Origin of the sequence: Tropicimonas sp. IMCC6043, assembly GCF_004146235.1 — a bacterium.
Taxonomy (GTDB): domain Bacteria; phylum Pseudomonadota; class Alphaproteobacteria; order Rhodobacterales; family Rhodobacteraceae; genus Tropicimonas.
In genome coordinates this window covers 22,363-38,600 of sequence record NZ_SELO01000022.1, presented here as the reverse complement: position 1 = coordinate 38,600, position 16,238 = coordinate 22,363, and the positions used below count along the sequence as shown (strand labels likewise).

Sequence of the window (16,238 nt, the reverse complement as noted above, 5' to 3'; positions counted from 1 at the left end):
GAATGGGACCTAGCTGCCCGCGACGATCACGTGCCGCATCACCTTGATCTCGGCATCGAGCGGATCCGGCTTGTCGCCGCAGGCATGCCAGCTGCCCTGCGCAGCAATGTGCATCTCGCCTCCGACATAGAAGCTGGTGCCCAGCTTCGTGGACTGGGTCGAAGTGCCCGACGCGAGATGAACATCGCCTACGATGTAGAAATCCACGTTGTTGGTCTCCATGCCAGCCGGGACGGACATGTCACCCTTGGACATGATCACCACCTTTTCGGTCGACGGGCAGACCAGCAGGCGCGACCCGATCCGCGCCTGGGAGCTGGCGCTGACCGACTGGTTGGAGTTGGAGACCGTGGCGATGACGGCGTTGGTGATCTCGGCGGTGTTGCCGAAGTCGAGCCTGCAATCGGTGACGACGGCGACATCTGAAACCGCGACACCGGAACCGGTCTCCAGCGACAGGGTCTTGACGTTCGCGTTCGACCCACCGCCGGTGGTTGTCTTGTCCTCGCCGCCTAATTTGATCGGGGTCACCGCACCGTAGGCGTCGAGTGGCCCGTCGCAGTAGACCGCGTAGATCAGGCCGGCCGGAACGAAGTCCAGCGTCTCGAAATCGCCTGCGGAGATCGAAATCACGGCGCCAAGCTTCATCTGGGCGACGGGATAGCCGAGATCCGTGAGCGGCGTCATGTCGTAGCCGAGCGTTACGCGTGATTCGAACGCGTCTTTCGGCGCGCTGTCCGAGCTGGTCCCGAGCAGGGAGGAGACGACGGCATCGATATGCTCGCCCACATCCTCGAGAATCAGGTTGCTGGCGAAGCGCGCGTCTTCCACGCCCGGGTTGTGATCGTCCGTGCAGTGGCTGCAATCCGCGAGGTCCGGCATGCCCACATGGGAGTCGGGAAGGAACGCGTTATGGTTCGACATCTCGACGTATTCCTTGGAATAGAAGCAGAAATCTGCGCCGATTTCGGCAGTCGAGGTCATCTTGATGCCACCGCGCGCAAAGATGCCGTCATTCGCGGCACAGTCCTCGGACGCGCCGAAAGTCGCGGCGCTGTTGGCCACGATGGTCCAGGAATTCAGGCCGACGAGCTTCAGGAGGAAGGTCGGGACCGCGTTGCCGAGGCTGGGCGCGCGGATCAAAGTCAGGGCGACGGTGTCGTCGTCACCCGTGCTGGACGTGACAAGCTTGCCGTCTTCATAGCTGCCGATGGCGATCGCGTCGGTGGACGCGCCGATCGGGTTGCCAAAGAGATCCCTCGGCATGTTGCTCTCCACGCTGGCGGCGACCGCGGCGCGGATGTCGTTCCGGCTGCCGCCCTTGGCGAGTTCGACGATGCCCGCATGTGCCGCGATATCGGCCGTGGACTGCAACTGCTCGCGCGCGCGAAGCGCATTGGTTCCGTCGACGGCGAGCCCGGCGACGACGGCGCAGGCGAGAAAGACGAAAATGCTCCAGATGCCGGCGGCGGCGCCATCGGAACGAAGAAACTTGTGAATCAACACGATACTGTCCTTCGGGGGATCAAACAGGCTCAAGGGAATGGACGACCGTGGCCGACAGGCTGGTGCCCTGCAGGAAATCGAGGAAACCGAACTTGGCCAGGACGCTCACAGGCGCGGAGATCGATACCGTGACGTTGTCCTTGGAACTCGTCACATCGATTTCGGCCTCTGCATCGGTCAGTTCGGCGAGGCGGCGGGTGGCGTAGGTTTCCGCGCTCGTGTCCGACATCCCATGCCGCGCGACGATCCGGGCGGTGTCCCGGGCGACACTGTAGTAATTGGCCTGGTCGACATAGATCCGGCTGAGATCGACAACACCGGAAATCATCGCCACGAAGAGCGGCACCATGATCACGAATTCGATGGCCATCGAGCCGTCCTGCCGGCGGCGGAACCGGGTGATTGCATCGACGAGAAACTTCATGATCTCACCTTCTACAGACAACGGCGTCGACGCGCCTCGCACGCTCTCTTCTTACTGAAGCGTCAAGCAACTTTAGGGCGACATTGCGGAAAATGGGCACGGCCTGCGCGAATCCCGCTGGATTCCCGCCTCAATCCGGAGGACTGAAATGGCGCCCCGGCAGGCGGGAAACCCGGATGTCAGATAAAGGGGACGACAGCACCGGCCGCGGCCCCACAATGCTCAAGGGTCAGCGCCCCGCCGATCAGCGGCGTCGGTTGTCGAGGTAGTATCGCACCGCTGTCTGGACGTGCCGGAACCGGTCCCCGCCGAGCTTCACCCCGCCATACCAGCGCGTCACCACGATGACATGGTCCCTCAGGTCCGCACGCTCCAGCATGCGCAGGATCACCTGCCCCGCACCGCTCTCGCCATCGTCGTTCTTCACCGGTCCCTCGGGTAGGATTACCGCCCAGCTGTTATGCGTGGCCTTGGCAAATTTCTTTCGCCGGCGGAGCTGCTTGAGAAGGTTGAGGGCCTCGGCACGGCTGTTTGCCGGCCCGCCGGACACGGCATAGGTCGAGCCGCGATCGCTCAGGATCGACTCGAAGACATCGAGGCCAGTCTCGTCCCGTTCCCAGCTCAATGCGGCTTGAGCGCCTCAAGCTTGCGCGCATTCCGGCAGAAGGTTGGCGGGCGCGTCACCCGCGGCGTGGACCGCTGGCCCGCGAGCCAGCGCTGGCAAGATTCCACACAGGGACAGGTCTGGCAGGAATATACCAGATTGCGGTATTCCTCTGCGTCCAGGCGACCGTCTCCGATCGCCTGCGAGAAATTGAGTCCGATGGTTCGGCCGACGCTTCGCGTCAGCCAGAAATGAAAGTAGGTATTCCCCTGCATGGTCATCGGAGGAGCCTCCTCAGCCTTCCATGACCTCTTCGAACGCCGCGCGCCGGCCGGTCTGTGCCGCCTTGAGCGCCGCGAAGAGCTGTGCATTGGCGCAAGTGTCCGGCGCGGTCTCGATCTCGGGATTCTCGTTCAGCCAGGTCGGGCAATCCGCACCCCATTCGCAGCTGCGGCAGCGCTGCACGGTCCGCGCCCATTTCTCCTGGCTGAACCGGCCCGCATCGATGGCGGCTTGGAGGTCGACTCCGGCAGCCTTGGCCATCGAGAGCGCCAGCCAATAGTGATCGCGTTCCGGGCCAAGTGGTTTCATCGCGCATACCCCCGTCGTGTGTGTGCCGGGCAGGCGTCGCATTCCATGCCCCGGCGCGCCTTGATTCAGGTCAAGCAAGTCGGCGACGGCGGCGGCTGAGTGCCAGATTACGCCTGTTTTCCGCGCCTCCGGCCACCTTGCGCCCGGAATTTCAGCACCAGTGGTTGGAAACCGGGCAGATTGAAAACGGGCAGACATCCGCCCGGGGCGTCGATATCACACCAAGGAAAGCCGGGCAGAAATCGACCCCGGGCAGCGGCGTAGCAGAGGCTGACAGCACCGCCGCCGCCGGTTAGGCTGCGGGCATGTTTACCATCGAGCACGAATTCGATTCCACCGTGATCACGCTCGTCGACGAGGGCCCTGCCCCGATCAACGAGGATATCACGATCAACGCCTTCGAGGACTGCGTGACCATCGAGCAGCTGGATGCGCGGACTGACCGGGTACAGAAGATCACTCTTTCGCCGGGACAGCTGCGCGACCTGACGGCGGCGCTCAACCTGCCGGAGGGGATCTACCGGCTGCGCGAGGCAGACCGCTGAGCGACCATCAGGAAACGCCCCCGCTTCCGTCCGGCCGCAGCCCCCGGCTCGCCGTTCGCGCAATCCTGCGCGACGCGGATCGCCTCCTGCTCGTCAACGCCTGGCCGGGGCCGCACAGCGATCTTTGGTGCGCGCCGGGCGGCGGCGCCGAACCCGGCCTTTCGCTGCCCGACAACCTCGCGCGTGAGGTGTCCGAGGAAACCGGGCTCTTGATCACGGTCGGTGCGCCCTGCCTCGTCAACGAGTTCCACGATCCCGGCAGCGGGTTCCACCAGGTCGAGATCTTCTTTCGCTGCCGGCTCGTCGGCGGGACGCTCTCGGAGAACTGGCGCGACCCCGAGGGAATCGTCATGCGCCGCCGGTGGGTGACCCGGTCGGAAATGAACGATCTCCGGGTCAAACCCGACGCGCTGGCCGCAGCCGCGTGGGGCGATGGGATTCTCTACGATCCTCTCGAAGATCTTGTGCGCTGAAGCCGCTCTCAGTCGGCCCGTCCCAGGAGTCGCGGCCGGAAAGCGCGTTCGAGGATCGCGCCGCAGCCGACAAGCGCGATACAGAGCAGGAGGATCCAGCCGAGCATCGGCACCAGCGCGATGAGTGCCGCGGCGAAGGCGCCGACCAGCGCTGCGACCGCGCGCTCGCCGAAGGTCTCCGGATGCGGCCGGTTCAGCAGGCCGGTCGTACCGACACCGAGCACATAGATGCCCACGATATAGCCCAAAAAGCCGAACAGGACGGCCAGCAGGATCAGGACAGGCGCCGCAAGCAGGCCGATCAGAGTGAGGCCCAGAACGACGACCGCGCCGAAGAGACTGGCCTCGCCGAGAAAACCGATCCAGAGGCTGCGACCGGGGCGGGCGAGCGCGGTGCGGCGAAGATCGGCGAGCCAGTCGGGGGCGATGGCGGCGAGGAGCGCCGCAAGCACCGCGAGGAATGCCACGCCCGTGAAGAAGCCCCGGACGCGCGCGGCTGGGCTGACCGGTCTGGGCACCGGCACCGAGTCGACACCCTCGAACGCATCCGCCTCGTGGCGCTCGATTCGGGAGGTCGGGGCAACGCGTTCGGGCACCTCGATCGCCTCGGGATCGTCGGCATAGAGGCGCAGCGTGCCGCCGACCCGCGCCGCCTCGCCGAATTCGATGGTCCTACCGGCGAGCGAGACATCGCCCTCCACCGGGCCTTCGAGGCGCAGCGTCCGGCCGGCGAGCAGCGCGTAGCCCGCCACCGGGCCGCGGAGCGTGACGCGCGCGCCGCTGGCGCGGAGATCGCCGCCAATGGCGCCGGGAAAGCTCAGCCTGTAGCCGGCCGCCGTGACATCGCCCGCGACATCGGCCTCCAAGGTCACATACATGCCCGCCGCATAGAGATCGCCCCCGAGCGGAGCGGTGACGGACAGCTCGCGGCCGGCCATGTGGCTTGTGCCCGCGACCGGCGCGGCAAGCACCACCTCGCCGCCGACCGCGAAAATGTCGTCGAGCCCCTCCGCCTCGATCGCCACATCCCCGCCAGCAGCGAACAGGTCATTGCCGATACGCAACTGTTGTGCCGTGTCCTCCGCCCGCAGCGCGGCGGGCGCGAGCGCCAGCCCGAGAACGATCGCATTCATGGCAAGAAAACTGCGCATGGTCCGTCTCCATTGCTGTTGGACGCGCGTCGGCCTCTTGATGCGCCCGATGGCGAGTCGGTGCAAGAGAAGCCGGCGACCGGCATGCGCACCGGGCACGGCACGGCCGGAAGCGCCCCCGCCCGAAATGCGAAAAGGGGCCGCGAAATGCGACCCCTTTCCGGACTCTGCAGCGTGCAGGGCGTGATTACATCATGCCGCCCATGCCGCCCATGTCGGGCATGCCGCCACCTGCCGCGCCGCCTTTCGGCTCCGGCTTGTCGGCGACCATGGCCTCGGTGGTGATCAGCAGCGAGGCAACCGAAGCAGCGTCTTCCAGCGCGGTGCGCACGACCTTTGCGGGGTCGATCACGCCGAACTTGAAGAGATCGCCATATTCCTCGGTCTGGGCGTTGAAGCCGAAGGTCTCGTCCTCGCTCTCGCGGATCTTGCCGGCCACGACCGAGCCGTCGACGCCGGAGTTCTCGGCGATCTGGCGCAGCGGCGCCTCGAGGGCGCGGCGGACGATCGCGATACCCGCGTTCTGGTCGGAGTTCGCACCTTCGAGACCGGCGAGCGCCTTGGCGCCATGCATCAGGGCGACACCGCCACCGACGACGACACCTTCCTGAACCGCGGCGCGGGTGGCGTTCAGCGCGTCATCGACGCGGTCCTTGCGCTCCTTCACCTCGACCTCGGTCATGCCGCCAACGCGGATGACAGCGACGCCACCAGCGAGCTTGGCAACCCGCTCCTGCAGCTTCTCGCGGTCGTAATCGGAGGTCGTGTCCTCGATCTGCTGACGGATCTGGGCGACGCGGGCCTCGATCTCGGCCTTCTCGCCATGTCCGTCGACGATGGTGGTCTCGTCCTTGGTGATCGAGACGCGCTTGGCGGTGCCGAGCATGTCCATGGTCACGTTCTCGAGCTTCATGCCGAGATCGTCGGAGATCACCTGGCCGCCGGTCAGGATGGCGATATCCTGCAGCATGGCCTTGCGACGGTCGCCGAAGCCCGGCGCCTTGACGGCAGCGATCTTCAGGCCGCCGCGCAGCTTGTTGACGACGAGCGTGGCCAGGGCCTCGCCCTCGACATCCTCGGCGATGATCAGGAGCGGCTTGCCGGACTGGATGACCGACTCGAGGAGCGGCACCATCGGCTGCAGCGACGAGAGCTTCTTCTCGTGCAGCAGGATCATGACGTCTTCCAGCTCGGCAATCATCTTGTCCGGGTTGGTCACGAAGTAGGGCGAGAGGTAGCCGCGGTCGAACTGCATGCCTTCGACGACTTCGGTCTCGGTCTCCAGGCCCTTGTTCTCTTCGACGGTGATGACGCCCTCGTTGCCGACCTTCTGCATCGCATCGGCGATCTGGCGGCCGATCTCGATCTCGCCGTTGGCGGAGATGGTGCCGACCTGGGCGACTTCGTCGCTGTCGGTCACGTCGCGGGCGGAGGCCTTGATGTTCTCGATCACCTTGGCGACGGCGAGGTCGATGCCGCGCTTGAGGTCCATCGGGTTCATGCCGGCAGCAACCGACTTGAGGCCCTCGCGGATGATCGCCTGGGCGAGCACGGTGGCGGTGGTGGTGCCGTCGCCGGCCTCGTCATTGGTGCGGGAAGCGACTTCCTTCACCATCTGAGCGCCCATGTTCTCGAACTTGTCCTCGAGTTCGATCTCCTTGGCGACGGTGACGCCGTCCTTGGTGATGCGGGGGGCACCGAAGCTCTTCTCGATGACGACGTTGCGGCCCTTGGGGCCGAGGGTGACCTTCACCGCGTCGGCGAGGATGTTGACGCCCTTGAGCATCTTGTTGCGGGCGTCGGATTCGAACTTGACGTCTTTAGCAGACATTGCGTGCTACTCCTGGAATTTCGTTGTTGGACTTGAAGGTGCGGATCGTCCCGGGCTCAGGAAATGATGCCCAGAATGTCGCTTTCCTTCATGATCAGCAGGTCTTTGCCGTCGAGCTTGATCTCGGTGCCGGACCACTTGCCGAACAGGATCTTGTCGCCTTCCTTGACGGACATCGGGACCAGTTCGCCGCTATCCTTGCGCGCGCCTTCGCCACAGGCTTTCACGATGCCTTCGGCGGGCTTTTCCTTTGCCGTATCGGGGATGATCAGGCCGCCTGCGGTCTTCTCTTCGCCTTCGACACGTTCGACCAGGACCCGGTCATGAAGCGGAGTAAATGCCATGTCGGAACGCTCCTACGTTCTTGATGTTTCGATTCTTGGCACTCACCGTCGGCGAGTGCTAACGAGCCGGATGTAGGGAAGCGCGATGTGGCTGTCAACAGGTCTTCCGGCAGAAATGCCACAGATTTTTTCTTGCCGTCCGCCCGATGTAGGCGTTCCGGTCGCAATGTGCTAGGGACCCGTCACCGCGTTCCCGACGTGAGGAGGTACCTAAATGACGAGCATCCGACTTTCCGCCTGCTGATCAGGCCCCAGCTCTCCGGCCATGCGCCTCGCGCAGGCTGACCTCCCGACCGACCAGTTCCAGATTCAAATGCTCAAACGCGCAGGCGTCGTCTTGCCCGTATTGCAAAGCCCAGAACCGATCGCGAGTCCGGCTCCCCGGAGACCCTTCCCTTCCTTTCCGCCCGTACGGGCAAACCAGACCCATCATTCCGACCAGAGAGGTTTCCTTTCATGACCAGCATCACCCTTACCCTTACCCGCACCCGCGCCGCGCGTGCGCAATCCCATTGTGGCCAACTGGCCGCCGCCATCTTCGACAGAATTATCTTCGAGACGAGACATGACACATCCGACCTTCCTGGAGACGCAGATTGCGTCGACCCGATTCCCTGAGCGGGACAGCCTGCGCTTCGTCGACCTTCCCGATATCCCGGCCGTCCGCGCCGAGGTCGAAGCGCTTCTCGAAACCGATGCCCCGCCGCAGCCGCGCCCGCGCCCGCTGCGCCGGCTGTGGGACTGGGCGCCGCGGTGGGTTCTCTGGCTACGGGCCATGCCCCTGCCGTGAGATCGCCAATCCCCGGCCCCGGCCCGATCCGGGCGGGGCCGCCTTCCCGCGGTGAGACCAAGTGAGACGCAGCATATGAGCCGCATCGAGTCCTACATTCTCTGCACGTCGCCGCGGAGCGGCAGCACGATGCTCTGCAGCCTTCTGGAAGCGAGCGGTGTCGCCGGATCTCCGGACTCGCATTTCCACACGCCGTCGCTTGCCCGCTGGCTCGCGACCTATGACATCCGGCCTGACGCCACGATGTCCGAGACGGACGCGCTCAGAGCAGTCCTCAAGGCGGCGATCGCCCACGGTCGTGGAGAGACCGATGTGTTCGGCCTGCGCCTGCAGCGCCAGAGCTTCGACTTCTTCGTCCGGCAACTCGCCCTGCTCCACCCGGGACTCACCGGGGACCGGGCTCGTATCGAGGCAGCCTTCGGGCCCACGCTGTTCATCCACCTGACCCGGCAGAACAAGCTCGACCAGGCGATCTCCTTCGAAAAGGCGCGGCAGTCCGGGCTCTGGCACCGGGCGCCCGACGGAACCGAACTCGAGCGGCTCAGCCCGCCGCGAACCCCTCACTACGACAGCGCGGCGCTCAGGGCGCGGCAGTCGGAATTCGAGGCCTTCGACAGCGCCTGGGAGGCGTGGTTCGCCGCCGAAGGCATCTCTCCCCTGCGCCTGAGCTACAACTCCCTCGCCGAGGATCCCCGCGCCTGTCTTGCCCTTGTGCTCGCGTCACTCGGCCTCGACCCGGCGGCCGCGGACGGGATCGTTCCCGGCACCGCCCGGCTGGCCGACGAAACCAGCCTCGACTGGAAACGCCGCCTGCTCGACGACATCTCCCCGAGCTGAGGGCTCTGCACGTCGGACGCGCTCGCCGCGTTGCAGCAAAAACCGGCGTGTCGCGTGCAAACAGACCATGACTTACCGTCCCCGGCCCGCTAAAAGGGCCGCGACTTGGTAAGTTCAGACGGAAAGCACCCATGACCATTCAGGTTTTCGGCCACAAGGCCCCCGACACCGACAGCACCGGCTCCCCGATCATCTGGGCCTGGTATCTCTCCGAGATCCAGGGCCGGCCGGCCGAGGCCAAGCTGCTCGGCGAACCCAATACCGAGGCCGCCTTCGTTCTGGAGCGCTGGTCGCTGGCCAAGCCCGAGATCATCGAGACGGTCGGCGAAGCGGCCCCCTGCGTCGTCGTTGACACCAACAATCCCGACGAACTGCCCGCCGACATCAACGCGGCCGACCTGCTTCAGATCATCGACCACCACAAGCTTACCGGCGGCATCAAGACGAAATCGCCGATCGACATCACGATGCGCCCGCTGGCCTGCACCGCCACGATCATGCACGACCTGATGGGCGCCGACGCCGCCAAGATGCCGGAAGCCATCAAGGGCGCGATGCTCTCCTGCATCCTCAGCGATACGATGGAATTCCGCTCGCCGACCACCACCGAGCACGACAAGGCGCTGGCCGAGAGCCTCGCCGCCGATCTCGGCATCGACATCGCCGGCTACGCCGCCGAGATGTTCGCGGCCAAGTCCGACGTCTCCGCCTTCTCCGATGCCGAGCTGATCCGGATGGATTCCAAGATCAACGAGATCGACGGGGTGAAATTCCGCGTCTCGGTCCTCGAGACCACGGCGCCGCAGATCCCGCTCGACCGCAAGGCATCGATCGTCGAGACGATGAAGACCGTCTGCGCCGAGGACGGCGTCGATCACGTCCTGTTCTTCGTCATCGACATCCTCAAGGAGGAGGCGACGCTGCTGATCCCCAACGACACCGTCAAGACCGTCGCAGAGAAGAGCTTCGGCGCGACGGTCTCCGGCGACAGCGTCGTCCTTCCCGGCATCCTCAGCCGCAAGAAACAGATCATCCCGAATCTCAAGATGTGATTCGAACCGACCGGGTCCGGCGGGGCACCCGCCCTGCCGGCCAAGGCGCGCGCACCGCCGATTGCCGCGAAACGGATGCGGAGGCATCGCGCCCCCTACCGGGACGGCCGGGCCTGCGCTATAGCGCCCGCAGGCGACGCTGACAGCGTCCAAACCGGCTCCGGAGACCCCATGACCCGTATCATCGAGACATTCGCCGAGATCTCGGACAGGTATGACGCCGCCTTCGTCGATCTCTGGGGCTGCATGCATAACGGCATCATAGCTTTTCCCGAAGCGGTCGCGGCCTGCCGCAGCTTTCGCGCCAAGGGGGGCAAGGTCGTGCTGCTCACCAATGCACCCAGGCCGCGCGCCGCGATCGCCGAGCAACTCACGCACTTCGATGTCCCGGCGGATTGCTACGATTCCATCGCCACCTCCGGCGACTCCGCGCGCCTGGCTATGTTTTCCGGTGCCATCGGCTCCAAGGTCCACCACATCGGTGAGGAACGCGACCTTTCCTTCTTCGAGCCTCTGCACATCCTCGATAACCCGGTCCCGATCACGCGCGTCCCCCTCGAAGAGGCCGAAGGGCTCGCGGTCACCGGGCTGCCCGAGGACGAGCAGCCCGAGGACTCGCGCGGCAAGCTGCTCTATGCCAAGACCCAGGGGATCAAGCTGCTCTGCGCCAACCCGGACGTCATCGTCGACCGCGGCGATACGCGCGAATATGCGGCCGGAGCGCTTGCAGAGCTCTTTACCGAAATGGGCGGCGAGAGCCTCTATTTCGGCAAGCCGCAACCGGCCATCTACGACCTCGCCCGCAGACGCCTGTCCGAGCACGCCGACGTGTCCGATGATCGAATCGTCTGCATCGGCGACGGCATCGCCACCGACGTGAAAGGCGCGGTCGGAGAAGGGCTTGATGTCATTTTCATCACCGGCGGTCTGGCCGCCAAGGAAACGGGCACCGAGCGGCAGCCCGACCCCAAAGCGCTTGCGGAATACCTATCGTCGCACCTGATGTCGGTTACCTACGCGATGGGCTTCCTGCGCTGAACGCAGCGCATGGGTTCCTCTGCGATGGCGAAATGTTAGCGCCGCAATGCAGAAATGTTAGCGCCAAAAGCGGTTTCTCCGAGCGAGCGCATCGGAGATTCATCAAATATTGGAGAATCTGAGAAATTATCTTGCACGTGACGCATGGGAGAGTTGCGTCTTCTTTCTTTCTGCGTTGCGGCACAGCCGGATATCCGCTAGGAAGGCGACAACAACGCAAGGATTTCGCATGATGCTCGACAATGACGCTGGCCAGACCGTTTTCCTCGAAGACCTCGAGGTCGGGATGAAGCGCGATCTGACCAAGCTCATCACCGACGAGGATATCGAGAAGTTCGCCGAGGTCTCGACCGATCGAAACCCGGTCCACCTTGACGAGGAATACGCCAAGGAGACGATGTTCCAGGGGCGCATCGCCCATGGCATGCTGACCGCCGGGCTGATCTCGGCCGTGATCGGCGAGCAGCTTCCCGGACACGGCACCGTCTATCTCGGCCAGACGCTGAAATTCATGGCCCCGGTGCGCCCGGGCGACATCGTCCATGTCGAGGTGGAAGTCTCCGAGATCGACCACAAGAAGCGCCGCGTGAAGCTGTTCACGGAGGCCAGGATCGGCGACACGGTCGTTCTGCGCGGCGAGGCCAACGTGCTCGCGCCCTCCCGCAAGCTGGACTGACAGGAACGCGTGCGTTGCAGCCGGGGCCTGCGTTCGGCGCGAAATCGAGGCGAGCGCGCGGCGTGGCATCTGGCCTCGACCTGCGCCGTGCCTGTGTGGGACGACCTGCCAGTGTCGCAGCGGGCCAAACGTTGTCGAGCCGATAGACGGGCAAGCCAGTCTTCCAGTCGCGTCGACACGACTTCCGATGCCGCGCGCCAGTTCGCGCGTCCTCGCCGCCAGGGGCGGAATCTACCGATACCCGGTCTACCCCGGCGCCCTCCCTGTCCTGCCGCTTGCGCTCTCCCGACGCCGCCGCTAGGGGAGGCGCATGAAGCGGATCACCTCCCTCTCCCAGGTCACCCCGGCCGAGCGCGGCGCTTGCACCGCGATCGGCAATTTCGACGGGATGCATCTCGGCCATCAGGCGGTGCTCGGCCTCACCCGCGCCGCCGCCGCACGGCTGGACGCGCCACTCGCCGTGCTGACCTTCGAGCCGCATCCGCGCGAGGTCTTTCGCCCCGACGACCCGCCTTTCCGGCTGATGAATGCCGAGGCCAAGGCACACCGGCTCTCCAAGCTCGGGGTGGACATCCTCTACGAGCTTCCCTTCGACAGGCCGCTCTTCGGGCTGACCCACGACGCCTTCTGCAATGATATCCTCGTTCAGGGACTCGGGGTCGCCGGCGTGACCGTCGGCGCGGATTTCTGTTACGGCAAGGGCAGGACCGGCAATGTGGAGACGCTGGGAGAGGCCGGTCGGGAGCACGGTTTCGAGGTGATCATCGCCGAATTGCTTGGGCTCGGGGGGAGCGGCGAACGGGTCTCGTCGACCGCGATCCGCAATGCGCTCGGTGACGGCGCGCCGCATCGCGCCGCCGCCATGCTTGGCCACTGGCACCGTATCGAGGGCCCGGTCCTGCACGGCGCGAAACGCGGCCGGACCCTCGGCTATCCCACCGCGAACATGGATATCTCCGGCATCTACCCACCGAAATTCGGCGTCTACGCGGTGCTCGTCGAAGTGGTCGGCAGCGCGCATGCCGGCCATTACCGCGGCGTCGCCTCGATCGGCATCCGCCCGATGTTCGGCGAGAATGCTCCCAATATCGAGACCCACCTGCTCGATTTCGAGGGCGATCTCTATGATGCGCATCTTTCGGTCGGCCTCGTGCAGTTCCTGCGGCCCGAACAGCGCTTCGATGGCGTCGAGGCGCTGGTGAACCAGATCCGTGCCGACGAGGCCGAGGCGCGTGCGATCCTCGCGAAGGTCCCGCTCGTCGGCTTCCCGATGAAAGGCACCGCCGATGGCTAGGCCGGGACGTCGGAACGACCTCAGGCCGCGCTTCTGGGAGCGCGTTCCGCTGTCGCAGATGACCGCAGAGGAATGGGAAGCGCTCTGCGACGGCTGCGGCAAGTGCTGCCTCAACAAGCTCGAGGACGAGGAGACCGGCCAGGTGGAATTCACCCGCATCGCCTGCCGGCTGCTCGACGACGACACCTGCCGCTGCACGCATTACGACATCCGCCACCAGTTCGTTCCTGATTGCGTCACGCTCCGCCCCGAGACCATCGCCGACAACGCCTACTGGATGCCGCGCAGCTGTGCCTATCGCCGCCTTGCCGAGGGCAAGCCGCTGCCCGGCTGGCACTACCTGCTGTCGGGCGACCCGGAGAGCGTCCACGATGCCGGGATTTCAGTCCGCGGCATGACGCTCTCGGAGTTCGACATTCCCGAGGACGAGTGGGAAGACCACCTCATCGAGATCGAGACCTGAGCGCGCCCTGCCCCGCGGCGGCCAGACATGCACAACGTGCAAGGCGGGAAACCCTTTCGCGACGCGATCACTTCAGGCATCATTGCTGCAACGCAGCGTCGCGCCCGGAGACTGCCCCGGCGCGGCGCTGACCCTGCAACACCGGGAGGAGACCGATGCCGGAGTGCCCGCATGTTCGGAAAGTTCCGCCAGCGCCTCTTTCGCCGTTCCGGCCGCCAGCTTGTCTTCGAGACGCGCAGCGGCACGCAGATCGCCCTGCGCGGCCTGACCCGGCGTGACGTCGGCCAGTATCGCGATCACCTCCGTCGCCTACCACCAGAGGACCGCCACGCCCGGTTTCAGGCTGTGGTGAACGACGGCACGCTTGACGCCCATGCCGACCGGCTCGACTGGGAACACGCGCTCGTCTTCGGAGTCTTTGCAGACGGCGTGCTGCGCGGCGTCGGCGAGCTGTTGCCCGACAGCGGCGGGGCGCAGGCGGAGTTCGCCATTTCCGTCGAACCGGAGTTCCAGCATGCCTCGATCGGCCGGCTGCTCGTGGCGGCGAGCCTCGTGGCCGGACGCCTTGCGCGGCTCACCGTGATTCACCTCTCTTTCCGGCGCGACAATACCGGGATCCGGGCGCTGGCGCGGGGTGTCGGCGCCGAGCTGCACGGCTCCGACGGCATCGTCGAGGGCGCCCTGCATCTGTGACGAACCGGCTGAACTGCGCCCCGTCCCGCATCTTTTCTTTCCGCTTTCGTCGCTCTAAGGGGAACCCATGCATTTTGCTTCTGACAATACCGGTCCGGTCCACCCGAACGTCATGGACGCGCTGCTGCGCGCCAACGCGGGCTACGCGTCCCCCTATGCCGCCGACGCGCTTTCGGCTGAGTTGACGGCGCAGGTTCGCGAGGTCTTCGAGGCTCCGGAGGCCGTGGTCCACCTCGTCGCCACCGGAACGGCAGCCAATTCGCTGCTTCTGGCCAGTCATGCTACCCCCTGGCAGACGATCTTCTGCAGCCGCTGCGCGCATATCCAGGAGGATGAGCTCAACGCGCCGGAATTCTTCACCGGTGGCGCCAAGCTCACGCTGGTGACGACCGAGGACGGCAAGATGACGCCCGCGGGCCTGCGTGCCGCCATCGAGGGCGAAGAGACGCGCGACCTGCACGGGCCGATGCGCGGTCCGGTCTCGCTCACGCAGGCGACGGAGAAAGGCACGGTGTATTCGCTGGAAGAGCTCCGCACCCTGACCGGCATCGCGCAGGAGTTCGGCCTCAAGGTCCATATGGACGGCGCCCGTTTCGCGAACGCGCTGATTGCGCTCGGCTGCACACCGGCCGAGGCGACCTGGAAATCCGGCATCGACATGCTGAGCTTCGGCGGCACCAAGAACGGGCTGATGGGCGTTGAGGCGGCCATCCTCTTCGACCCCGCGAAGAGCCGCGAGTTCGAGCTTCGCCGCAAGCGCGGCGCGCATCTCTTCTCCAAGCACCGCTTCCTTGCCGCTCAGATGCATGCCTATCTCGAGGGCGGGCTCTGGCTCGAGATTGCGACCTCCGCCAACGCCGCTTGCCAGCGCCTCGCCGACGGGCTGCGGGCCGCGCCGGGGGCGAATCTGATGTATCGCCCGGAGGCCAACATCGTCTTCGCCCGCCTGCCGCGCGCCACCCATCGCCACCTCTTCGCCGCCGGCGCCGAGTATCACCTCTGGGACGCGACGCTCGACGGCGGGCCGGAGGACGAACCTCTGGCCGCACGCTTCGTCACCGACTGGTCGGCAAGCGATGCAGATACCGACAGGTTCCTGGCGCTGCTCTAGGCCGCTGCTGCCACGCGTCGTAACGCCAATCTCCAGGCCTCGGGGGAGACCGACGGCGACCGGCGTCGGAATCGCGCGACCGGCCTCCTCACCGCAGCGCCGCGCCTCTTGCCCCAGAACCCTCTCCATGGCTAGCTCGCGCGACCAGCACAGAGGTTCTCCATGATCGATCCGCAGACGCTCCTGACCTATTGCACCATCGTCCTTGGCTTTGTCTTCATTCCCGGCCCGGCGACGCTCCTCACGGTCGCGCGGGCGACCAGTTCGGGCGTCAGGGTGGGCATCGCCACCGGCGCGGGGATTACTGCGGGAGATCTCGTGCACACCGCCTTCGCCATCGTCGGCATCTCGGCCGTGATCGCCACCTCGGCCCTGCTCTTCAGCCTCGTCAAATATGCGGGCGCGGCCTATCTGGTCTTTCTGGGCCTCCGCGCGATCCTGGCGCGCTCGCCCTCGGGCTTCGGCCGCGCCTCCCGCGTTCTGACCGCCGGCACCGCCTTTCGGCAGGCCATCCTCGCCGAAATCCTCAACCCCAAGACGGCGCTCTTCTTCCTCGCCTTCCTGCCTCAGTTCGTGCAGCCCGAGAACGGCAATGTCGTGCTTCAGCTTTCCATCCTCGGCCTGCTCTTCGCCGCTATCGGCTTTTTCAGCACCATCGTCTTCGCGACCTCGGCCGGCAACCTCGGGCGCTTGCTGCGCCGCAACCCGGCCGTGCTGAAATGGCAAGGCAAGGTGGTGGGCAGGATCTACTGTGCGCTCGGCCTCCGGCTGGCGCTCCAGCACCGTTGACGCCGACCTGCCCGGCCGCCTCACCC

The 16,238-nt window shown here is 65.6% G+C and carries 20 protein-coding genes; 12 read left to right on the top strand and 8 right to left on the bottom strand.

Annotation, left to right across the window (positions count from 1 at the left end):
* Positions 1 to 9: 9 nt before the first annotated feature.
* From EU800_RS17630 to EU800_RS17610, 5 genes are all read right to left on the bottom strand, one after another.
* Positions 10 to 1,506 (bottom strand): TadE/TadG family type IV pilus assembly protein, encoded by a 1,497-nt coding sequence (locus EU800_RS17630; RefSeq protein ID WP_165354719.1) that lies wholly within the window; start codon positions 1,504 to 1,506, stop codon positions 10 to 12.
* 19 nt (positions 1,507 to 1,525) lie between these two features.
* On the bottom strand, positions 1,526 to 1,930 hold the full coding sequence (locus EU800_RS17625) for a TadE/TadG family type IV pilus assembly protein (RefSeq protein WP_129634344.1): 405 nt from the start codon (positions 1,928 to 1,930) through the stop codon (positions 1,526 to 1,528).
* Between the two features lie 244 nt (positions 1,931 to 2,174).
* Positions 2,175 to 2,555: a YigZ family protein gene (locus tag EU800_RS17620; protein WP_129634343.1), complete on the bottom strand. Its 381-nt coding sequence runs from the start codon at positions 2,553 to 2,555 to the stop codon at positions 2,175 to 2,177.
* A complete protein-coding gene (locus tag EU800_RS17615; protein WP_129634342.1) occupies positions 2,552 to 2,815 on the bottom strand; it encodes a DUF6455 family protein in 264 nt (87 codons plus the stop codon). Before EU800_RS17615 ends, EU800_RS17620 begins: the two co-directional genes overlap by 4 nt.
* Positions 2,816 to 2,828: 13 nt before the next feature.
* Complete coding sequence (locus EU800_RS17610) at positions 2,829 to 3,125, bottom strand: DUF6455 family protein (RefSeq protein ID WP_129634341.1); 297 nt, start codon at positions 3,123 to 3,125, stop codon at positions 2,829 to 2,831.
* Positions 3,126 to 3,430: 305 nt separating this feature from the next.
* Here EU800_RS17610 and EU800_RS17605 point away from each other — a divergent pair, with 305 nt between their 5' ends.
* Both EU800_RS17605 and EU800_RS17600 read left to right on the top strand, forming a co-directional pair.
* Positions 3,431 to 3,670: a hypothetical protein gene (locus tag EU800_RS17605; RefSeq protein WP_129634340.1), complete on the top strand. Its 240-nt coding sequence runs from the start codon at positions 3,431 to 3,433 to the stop codon at positions 3,668 to 3,670.
* A complete protein-coding gene (locus EU800_RS17600; protein WP_129634339.1) occupies positions 3,667 to 4,143 on the top strand; it encodes an NUDIX domain-containing protein in 477 nt (158 codons plus the stop codon). The genes EU800_RS17605 and EU800_RS17600 overlap by 4 nt, the downstream gene beginning before the upstream one ends.
* 8 nt (positions 4,144 to 4,151) lie before the next feature.
* Here the strand turns inward: EU800_RS17600 and EU800_RS17595 are convergent, their stop codons facing one another.
* The 3 genes from EU800_RS17595 to EU800_RS17585 all read right to left on the bottom strand — a co-directional run bounded on the left by EU800_RS17595 (position 4,152) and on the right by EU800_RS17585 (position 7,469).
* Complete coding sequence (locus tag EU800_RS17595; protein ID WP_129634338.1) at positions 4,152 to 5,294, bottom strand: hypothetical protein; 1,143 nt, start codon at positions 5,292 to 5,294, stop codon at positions 4,152 to 4,154.
* Between the two features lie 187 nt (positions 5,295 to 5,481).
* Positions 5,482 to 7,125, bottom strand: coding sequence for a chaperonin GroEL (gene groL, locus EU800_RS17590; protein ID WP_129634337.1), 1,644 nt, complete (start codon positions 7,123 to 7,125; stop codon positions 5,482 to 5,484).
* A gap of 56 nt (positions 7,126 to 7,181) precedes the next feature.
* Positions 7,182 to 7,469 (bottom strand): co-chaperone GroES, encoded by a 288-nt coding sequence (locus EU800_RS17585; RefSeq protein WP_129634336.1) that lies wholly within the window; start codon positions 7,467 to 7,469, stop codon positions 7,182 to 7,184.
* A 565-nt stretch (positions 7,470 to 8,034) separates the two neighbouring features.
* Between EU800_RS17585 and EU800_RS17580 the strand changes: the two genes are divergently transcribed.
* From EU800_RS17580 to EU800_RS17535, 10 genes are all read left to right on the top strand, one after another.
* A complete protein-coding gene (locus EU800_RS17580) occupies positions 8,035 to 8,259 on the top strand; it encodes a hypothetical protein (RefSeq protein ID WP_129634335.1) in 225 nt (74 codons plus the stop codon).
* Positions 8,260 to 8,334: 75 nt separating this feature from the next.
* Positions 8,335 to 9,096: a Stf0 family sulfotransferase gene (locus EU800_RS17575; RefSeq protein WP_129634334.1), complete on the top strand. Its 762-nt coding sequence runs from the start codon at positions 8,335 to 8,337 to the stop codon at positions 9,094 to 9,096.
* A gap of 131 nt (positions 9,097 to 9,227) precedes the next feature.
* A complete protein-coding gene (locus tag EU800_RS17570) occupies positions 9,228 to 10,148 on the top strand; it encodes a manganese-dependent inorganic pyrophosphatase (RefSeq protein ID WP_129634333.1) in 921 nt (306 codons plus the stop codon).
* Between the two features lie 171 nt (positions 10,149 to 10,319).
* Positions 10,320 to 11,186, top strand: coding sequence for a TIGR01459 family HAD-type hydrolase (locus EU800_RS17565; RefSeq protein ID WP_129634332.1), 867 nt, complete (start codon positions 10,320 to 10,322; stop codon positions 11,184 to 11,186).
* A 232-nt stretch (positions 11,187 to 11,418) separates the two neighbouring features.
* On the top strand, positions 11,419 to 11,862 hold the full coding sequence (locus EU800_RS17560; RefSeq protein WP_165354718.1) for a MaoC family dehydratase: 444 nt from the start codon (positions 11,419 to 11,421) through the stop codon (positions 11,860 to 11,862).
* A gap of 310 nt (positions 11,863 to 12,172) precedes the next feature.
* On the top strand, positions 12,173 to 13,156 hold the full coding sequence (locus EU800_RS17555; protein WP_129634330.1) for a bifunctional riboflavin kinase/FAD synthetase: 984 nt from the start codon (positions 12,173 to 12,175) through the stop codon (positions 13,154 to 13,156).
* On the top strand, positions 13,149 to 13,619 hold the full coding sequence (locus EU800_RS17550) for a YcgN family cysteine cluster protein (RefSeq protein WP_129634329.1): 471 nt from the start codon (positions 13,149 to 13,151) through the stop codon (positions 13,617 to 13,619). Before EU800_RS17555 ends, EU800_RS17550 begins: the two co-directional genes overlap by 8 nt.
* Positions 13,620 to 13,790: 171 nt before the next feature.
* Positions 13,791 to 14,312, top strand: coding sequence for a GNAT family N-acetyltransferase (locus tag EU800_RS17545; RefSeq protein WP_129634328.1), 522 nt, complete (start codon positions 13,791 to 13,793; stop codon positions 14,310 to 14,312).
* Positions 14,313 to 14,379: 67 nt separating this feature from the next.
* On the top strand, positions 14,380 to 15,423 hold the full coding sequence (locus EU800_RS17540) for a low specificity L-threonine aldolase (RefSeq protein ID WP_129634327.1): 1,044 nt from the start codon (positions 14,380 to 14,382) through the stop codon (positions 15,421 to 15,423).
* A gap of 162 nt (positions 15,424 to 15,585) precedes the next feature.
* Positions 15,586 to 16,212 (top strand): LysE family translocator, encoded by a 627-nt coding sequence (locus tag EU800_RS17535; RefSeq protein ID WP_129634326.1) that lies wholly within the window; start codon positions 15,586 to 15,588, stop codon positions 16,210 to 16,212.
* Positions 16,213 to 16,238 lie beyond the last annotated feature (26 nt).

Excerpts from the sequence above, each read along its gene's own strand:
- EU800_RS17625 (WP_129634344.1), bottom strand. The coding sequence starts at position 1,930 with ATGAAGTTTCTCGTCGATGCAATCACCCGGTTCCGCCGCCGGCAGGAC.
- EU800_RS17615 (WP_129634342.1), bottom strand. The coding sequence starts at position 2,815 with ATGACCATGCAGGGGAATACCTACTTTCATTTCTGGCTGACGCGAAGC.
- EU800_RS17610 (WP_129634341.1), bottom strand. The coding sequence starts at position 3,125 with ATGAAACCACTTGGCCCGGAACGCGATCACTATTGGCTGGCGCTCTCG.
- EU800_RS17605 (WP_129634340.1), top strand. The coding sequence starts at position 3,431 with ATGTTTACCATCGAGCACGAATTCGATTCCACCGTGATCACGCTCGTC.
- EU800_RS17595 (WP_129634338.1), bottom strand. The coding sequence starts at position 5,294 with ATGCGCAGTTTTCTTGCCATGAATGCGATCGTTCTCGGGCTGGCGCTC.
- groL (WP_129634337.1), bottom strand. The coding sequence starts at position 7,125 with ATGTCTGCTAAAGACGTCAAGTTCGAATCCGACGCCCGCAACAAGATG.
- EU800_RS17585 (WP_129634336.1), bottom strand. The coding sequence starts at position 7,469 with ATGGCATTTACTCCGCTTCATGACCGGGTCCTGGTCGAACGTGTCGAA.
- EU800_RS17580 (WP_129634335.1), top strand. The coding sequence starts at position 8,035 with ATGACACATCCGACCTTCCTGGAGACGCAGATTGCGTCGACCCGATTC.
- EU800_RS17575 (WP_129634334.1), top strand. The coding sequence starts at position 8,335 with ATGAGCCGCATCGAGTCCTACATTCTCTGCACGTCGCCGCGGAGCGGC.
- EU800_RS17570 (WP_129634333.1), top strand. The coding sequence starts at position 9,228 with ATGACCATTCAGGTTTTCGGCCACAAGGCCCCCGACACCGACAGCACC.
- EU800_RS17565 (WP_129634332.1), top strand. The coding sequence starts at position 10,320 with ATGACCCGTATCATCGAGACATTCGCCGAGATCTCGGACAGGTATGAC.
- EU800_RS17560 (WP_165354718.1), top strand. The coding sequence starts at position 11,419 with ATGCTCGACAATGACGCTGGCCAGACCGTTTTCCTCGAAGACCTCGAG.
- EU800_RS17555 (WP_129634330.1), top strand. The coding sequence starts at position 12,173 with ATGAAGCGGATCACCTCCCTCTCCCAGGTCACCCCGGCCGAGCGCGGC.
- EU800_RS17550 (WP_129634329.1), top strand. The coding sequence starts at position 13,149 with ATGGCTAGGCCGGGACGTCGGAACGACCTCAGGCCGCGCTTCTGGGAG.
- EU800_RS17545 (WP_129634328.1), top strand. The coding sequence starts at position 13,791 with ATGTTCGGAAAGTTCCGCCAGCGCCTCTTTCGCCGTTCCGGCCGCCAG.
- EU800_RS17540 (WP_129634327.1), top strand. The coding sequence starts at position 14,380 with ATGCATTTTGCTTCTGACAATACCGGTCCGGTCCACCCGAACGTCATG.
- EU800_RS17535 (WP_129634326.1), top strand. The coding sequence starts at position 15,586 with ATGATCGATCCGCAGACGCTCCTGACCTATTGCACCATCGTCCTTGGC.